Origin of the sequence: uncultured Corynebacterium sp. (genome assembly GCF_902782855.1) — a bacterium.
In the GTDB taxonomy this organism is placed as follows: Bacteria; Actinomycetota; Actinomycetes; order Mycobacteriales; family Mycobacteriaceae; genus Corynebacterium.
The window spans coordinates 1-5786 of the sequence record NZ_CACZOO010000276.1 but is presented as its reverse complement, the minus strand read 5'-3'; the positions used below and the strand labels follow the sequence as shown (position 1 = coordinate 5786).

The window sequence follows — 5786 nt, the reverse complement described above, 5'->3', positions numbered from 1 at the left end:
CGGTATGGGCCGCACCGGACAGTGGTTCGGTTACCAGGTCGAGGATGTTCTTCCTGATCTCGTCACGTGTGCCAAGGGCCTCGGCGGTGGCCTGCCGATCGGTGCCTGCGTTGCCGCGACCCCGGCGGGGCAGCTGCTGTCCGCGGGACAGCACGGATCGACCTTCGGCGGGAACCCGGTGTCCTGCGCAGCAGGCAATGCCGTCATTGATACGATCTTCGCCGAGGGCGTCCTCGACAACGTCGCCCGGCGGGGGGAGTACCTGCGCACCGAACTGGGGGCGTTGGACGCGGTGGACCATGTCCGCGGCCGCGGGCTCATGCTGGGCGTCGTCCTGGCCGAACCGCACCCCGGCTTCGCCGCCGAGGCGCTGGCGGCGGGTCTGCTGCTCAACCAGCCCGCTGCGGACGTCCTGCGTCTCGTACCACCGCTGAACATCACCGACACCGACTGCCGGGAGGCCGTCGCGATCCTCAAGGAGCTGCTGAAATGACCCGTCACATACTTGCCGATGACTCGCTCACCGTCGCAGAGCAGGCCGAGGTCCTCGAGCTCGGCCTCGAGATGAAGAGGAACCCGATCAGGAAGAGCCTCGAGAACAGGTCAGTGGCGATCCTGTTCGACAAAACCTCCACCCGTACCCGGTTCTCCTTCGATGTCGGCGTGTACCAGCTCGGCGGCCACCCGATCGTCGTGGACTCCGGGAAGTCTCAGATGGGTAAGAAGGAGTCCTACCAGGACACCGGTGCGGTCCTGTCCCGCTTCGTGGACGCTGTCGTCTGGCGCACCGGGGCCCATCGGAACCTGCACGACATGGCAGAGACCGCGACCGTGCCGATCGTCAACGCCTTGTGCGATGACTTCCACCCCTGCCAGATTCTCGCCGACCTCCTCACCATCAAGGAGAGGAAGGGGGATCTCCAGGGGATCAAGGCCGTCTACCTCGGCGACGGCGCCAACAACATGGCGAACTCCTACATGCTCGGGTTCACCACCGCCGGCGTGGACATCACCATCGCCGCTCCGGAGGGTTTCCAGCCGGAGCAGCGGTTCGTCGACCGGGCGCAGGCCCGCGCCGACGAGACCGGGGCGACCCTGCGCGTCATCGGTGAACCCGATGTCACCGGTGCCGATGTGGTCATCACCGACACCTGGATCTCGATGGGGATGGACGCGGACCGCGACACCACTGCGCTGCGGCCCTTCCAGGTCGACGGGGAACTCATGGCCACCGCCGACAAGGACGCGATCTTCATGCACTGCCTGCCGGCGTACCGCGGTTTCGAGGTCTCCGCCGGAGTCATCGACGGACCACAGTCCGTGGTCTTCGATGAGGCGGAGAACCGGTTGCACGCACAGAAGGCCCTGCTGGAATGGCTGTTCCGGAACAACCACTGACCCGTTCGGCCCGGCAGGACCTCATCGCCCGGCTCATCGAGACCCACCGCATCCCCAGTCAGCGGCACCTGCTTGAACGGCTGGAGGCCGAGGGGGTGGAGACGACCCAGGCGACACTGTCCCGCGACCTGGTGGACCTCGGGGCGCGGAAGGTGCGTTCGGAGGGCCGCGCCTTCTACAGTCTCGGTTCCACCGCCGACGAGCTGGCGTCCGACGGACCGGCGAAACTGCGTCGCGTCCTGGCGGAACTCCTGGTGGGCACCGACTGGTCGGGTAACACCGCCGTGCTGCGGACTCCACCCGGCGCCGCGCAGTATCTCGCCAGTGTCGTCGACCGTTCGGATCTGCCGGACGTCGTCGGTACGCTCGCCGGGGACGACACCGTCTTCGTCCTCGCCCGCGAGCCGGCGGACGGTCGGGGCCTCGCCGAGCGACTCACCCGACTCTCACGGCCCGCCGGCGACCAGACCGACCGTGAACTGTAGAATTCACCCGACACAATATCCCCGAAAGGATCCCCAAGATCATGACTGACCGCGTCGTACTCGCGTACTCCGGTGGCCTCGACACCACCGTGGCCATCCCTTACCTCAAGAAGATGACCGGCGGCGAGGTCGTCGCCGTCTCCATCGACCTCGGCCAGGGCGGCGAGGACATGGAGTCCGTGCGCCAGCGCGCTCTCGGCGCCGGCGCCGTCGAGTCCATCATCGTGGACGCCAAGGACGAGTTCGCCGACAACTACTGCCTGCCGACCATCAAGGCCAACGGCATGTACATGAAGCAGTACCCGTTGGTGTCCGCGATCTCGCGTCCGCTGATCGTCAAGCACCTCGTCGAGGCCGCCAATGAGCACGGTGGCACGCACGTCGCCCACGGCTGCACCGGCAAGGGCAATGACCAGGTCCGTTTCGAGGTCGGTTTCATGAACACCAACCCGGACCTGAAGATTATCGCCCCGGCCCGTGACTACGCCTGGACCCGCGACAAGGCCATCGCCTTCGCCGAGGAGAACAACGTCCCGATCGAGCAGTCGGCGTCCTCCCCGTTCTCCATCGACCAGAATGTCTGGGGACGCGCCATCGAGACCGGTTACCTCGAGGACCTGTGGAACGCCCCGACCAAGGACATCTACGCCTACACCGAGGAGCCCTCCCTCGGCCAGGCCCCTGACGAGGTCGTCATCTCCTTCAGGTCCGGTAAGCCGGTCGCCATCGACGGCCGCGAGGTCACCGTGCTGCAGGCCATCGAGGAGCTCAACCGTCGCGCCGGAGCCCAGGGCGTCGGGCGTCTCGACATGGTCGAGGACCGGCTCATCGGCATCAAGTCCCGCGAGATCTACGAGGCACCGGGGGCGATCACCCTCATCAAGGCCCACGAGGCGCTGGAGGACGTCACTGTCGAGCGTGAGCTCGCCCGCTACAAGCGAAACATCGAGTCCGAGTGGTCCAGCCAGGTCTACGACGGCCTGTGGTTCTCCCCGCTGAAGCGCTCCCTCGACGCTTTCATCGAGTCCACCCAGGAGCACGTCACCGGCGACATCCGCCTGGTCCTGCACAACGGTTCCGTCACCGTCAACGGCCGGCGTTCCGAGGAGTCCCTCTACGACTTCAACCTCGCCACCTACGACACCGGGGACACCTTCGACCAGACCCTGTCCAAGGGCTTCGTCCAGCTGCACGGTCTGTCCTCCAAGATCGCCAACTCCCGCGACCGTCGCTTCAGCAAGTAGGGGAGCAGGTCACACACATGACGGAGATCCAGAAGCACGCGACGAACCAGGGCGCCCTGTGGGGCGGCCGGTTCGCCGGCGGCCCCACCGAGGCCATGGCCGCGCTGAGCAAGTCCACCCACTTCGACTGGGTGCTCGCTCCCTACGACGTGCTGGCCTCCAAGGCCCACGCCAAGGTGCTGAACCACGCGGGACTGCTCTCGGACGAGGACCTGGTCACCATGATCGACGGCCTCACCCGGCTGGGTGAGGACGTCGCCTCCGGTGCCTTCGGTCCGGATGAGTCCGACGAGGACGTGCACGGTGCCATGGAACGTGGTCTCATCGACCGGGTCGGACCGGTCGTCGGTGGCAGGCTGCGGGCCGGCCGGTCGCGCAACGACCAGGTCGCCACGCTGTTCCGCATGTGGGTGCGGGACGCGGTGCGTGAGGTCACCGACGGTGTCCTCGACGTCGTCGACGCACTGGTCCTCCAGGCCCGGTCCCACCCGGACACCATCATGCCGGGAAAGACCCACTTCCAGGCCGCCCAGCCGGTGCTGCTGGCCCACCAGCTGCTCGCCCACGCACAGCCGCTGCTGCGCGACGTCGAGCGTTTCCGGGACCTCGACAAGCGGCTGGCCGTGTCCCCCTACGGTTCCGGCGCGCTGGCGGGTTCTTCGCTGGCGCTTGACCCGGAGGCCATTGCGGCGGAGCTCGGCTTCGATTCCGCCGCGGACAACTCGATCGACGCCACCAGCTCCCGCGATTTCGCCGCGGAGACCTCCTACGTGCTGGCCCAGGTCGCCATCGACCTGTCCCGTCTCGCCGAGGAGATCATCGCCTGGTCCACCCCGGAGTTCGGGTACGTCACCCTGGCTGACGAATGGTCAACCGGGTCGTCGATCATGCCGCAGAAGAAGAACCCGGACGTCGCCGAGCTCATGCGTGGCAAGACCGGACGGCTCATCGGCGACCACACCGGCCTGCTGGCCACCCTCAAGGCCCTCCCGCTGGCCTACGACCGTGACCTCCAGGAGGACAAGGAGCCGATCCTCGATGCCGTCACGCAGCTGCACCTGCTGCTTCCGGCGATGACCGGTCTGGTCGGCACACTGACCTTCCACCCGGAGCGGCTGCTGGAGCTGGCCCCGGCCGGGTTCACCCTGGCGACCGATCTCGCCGAGTGGATGGTCCGCCAGGGCGTGCCTTTCCGTGACGCACACGAGGCCTCCGGCCAGTGTGTCCGTATCGCCGAGTCCCGCGGTGTCGGCCTGGTCGACCTGACCGACGAGGAGCTCGCCGGTGTCCATCCGCAGCTGACCCCCGAGGTCCGCACGGTACTCACCGTGCAGGGTGCGGTCGCCTCCCGGGCCACCCGTGGTGGTACCGCCGGTGTGCGGGTCGCGGAGCAGCTCGGCCGTGTCGTCGAGGCGTCCGGGGCGGGCCGCGAGTGGGCGCACACACCGGTCCGCGGCTGACAACTGCCGGGAACCCGGCACATCCGCATTCCGACCAGGGCGTCCGGGTACCTCCCGGGCGCCCTGTGGCGTTCACGGTGCCCGCTGCGGATACACTGTGAACCATGATCGATCCGACCCTTCTTGAGATTCTCGTGTGCCCGCAGGACAAGCAGCCGCTGGAGGAGCACGGGGACTATCTGGTCAACCCGCGGCTCTCCGTCGCCTATCCGGTGCAGGACGGCATCCCCGTCCTGCTCGCCGACGAAGCGGTCGCATGGCCGCAGACACAGCACTGACCAGACTTTTCAGAAGGACCACGAAAACCATGTCGAACATCCTCGACGACCTGACCTGGCGCGGACTCATCGCGCAGTCCACCGACATCGACGCCCTGCGCACCGAACTGAACACCCCCACCACGGCCTACGTCGGCTTCGATCCGACCGGCCCCTCCCTGCACGCCGGCCACCTCGTCCCGCTGCTCATGCTGGCCCGGCTGCAGCGCGCCGGCCACACCCCGATCCTGCTCGCCGGTGGCGCCACAGGCATGATCGGTGACCCGCGGGACGTCGGTGAGCGTTCCATGATCTCCGAGGAGACTGCCGCGGAGAACGTGGTGAAGATCCGACGTCAGCTGGCGTCCTTCGTGTCCTTCGAGGGCGAGAATGCCGCGATCATGGCGAACAACATGGACTGGACCGGTTCTATGTCCGTCGTCGACTTCCTGCGTGACGTGGGCAAGAACTTCAGCCTCAACACCATGCTCTCCCGGGACACGGTCAAGCGCCGACTGGAGAGCGACGGGATCTCCTACACGGAGTTCTCCTACATGCTGCTGCAGGCCAACGACTTCGTGCAGTTGCGTCGGACCCACGACTGCCGCCTGCAGATCGGTGGTTCCGACCAGTGGGGGAATATCGTGTCGGGCGTGGACCTCAACCGACGGGTCGACGGTGAGGTCGTCCACGGGTTCACCGTGCCGCTGGTCACCGACTCGGAGGGCCGCAAGTTCGGTAAGTCCACCGGTGGGGGCAAACTCTGGCTGGACCCGGAGATGACCAGCCCCTACAGCTGGTACCAGTACTTCCTCAACGCGGCGGATGCCGATGTCATTCGCTACCTCCGTTGGTTCACCTTCCTGGACAGAGAGGAACTGGACCGCCTGTCCGTCGAGGTCGAGGAACGTCCGTTCAAGCGTGAAGCGCAGCGTACCCTCG

Annotated in this window: 7 protein-coding genes; all 7 read left to right on the top strand. The window is 66.9% G+C overall.

Features of this window, described 5'->3' with window-relative positions; all coding sequences use genetic code 11:
* Nucleotides 1-493, top strand: a 493-nt coding sequence (locus QZV72_RS11180) for an aminotransferase class III-fold pyridoxal phosphate-dependent enzyme (protein WP_297008495.1), incomplete at its 5' end; no start/stop codon positions are given.
* A complete protein-coding gene (gene argF, locus QZV72_RS11175; protein ID WP_297008493.1) occupies nucleotides 490-1398 on the top strand; it encodes an ornithine carbamoyltransferase in 909 nt (302 codons plus the stop codon). The genes QZV72_RS11180 and argF, both read left to right, overlap by 4 nt.
* On the top strand, nucleotides 1374-1883 hold the full coding sequence (gene argR / locus QZV72_RS11170) for an arginine repressor (protein WP_297008491.1): 510 nt from the start codon (nucleotides 1374-1376) through the stop codon (nucleotides 1881-1883). The genes argF and argR overlap by 25 nt, the downstream gene beginning before the upstream one ends.
* A gap of 41 nt (nucleotides 1884-1924) precedes the next feature.
* Complete coding sequence (locus QZV72_RS11165; RefSeq protein ID WP_297008488.1) at nucleotides 1925-3127, top strand: argininosuccinate synthase; 1203 nt, start codon at nucleotides 1925-1927, stop codon at nucleotides 3125-3127.
* A 17-nt stretch (nucleotides 3128-3144) separates the two neighbouring features.
* Nucleotides 3145-4587: an argininosuccinate lyase gene (argH, locus tag QZV72_RS11160; RefSeq protein WP_297008487.1), complete on the top strand. Its 1443-nt coding sequence runs from the start codon at nucleotides 3145-3147 to the stop codon at nucleotides 4585-4587.
* 104 nt (nucleotides 4588-4691) lie between these two features.
* Nucleotides 4692-4865 (top strand): Trm112 family protein, encoded by a 174-nt coding sequence (locus tag QZV72_RS11155; protein WP_297008486.1) that lies wholly within the window; start codon nucleotides 4692-4694, stop codon nucleotides 4863-4865.
* Nucleotides 4866-4894: 29 nt separating this feature from the next.
* On the top strand, nucleotides 4895-5786 hold an 892-nt coding region (gene tyrS, locus QZV72_RS11150; RefSeq protein ID WP_297008484.1), incomplete at its 3' end, for a tyrosine--tRNA ligase.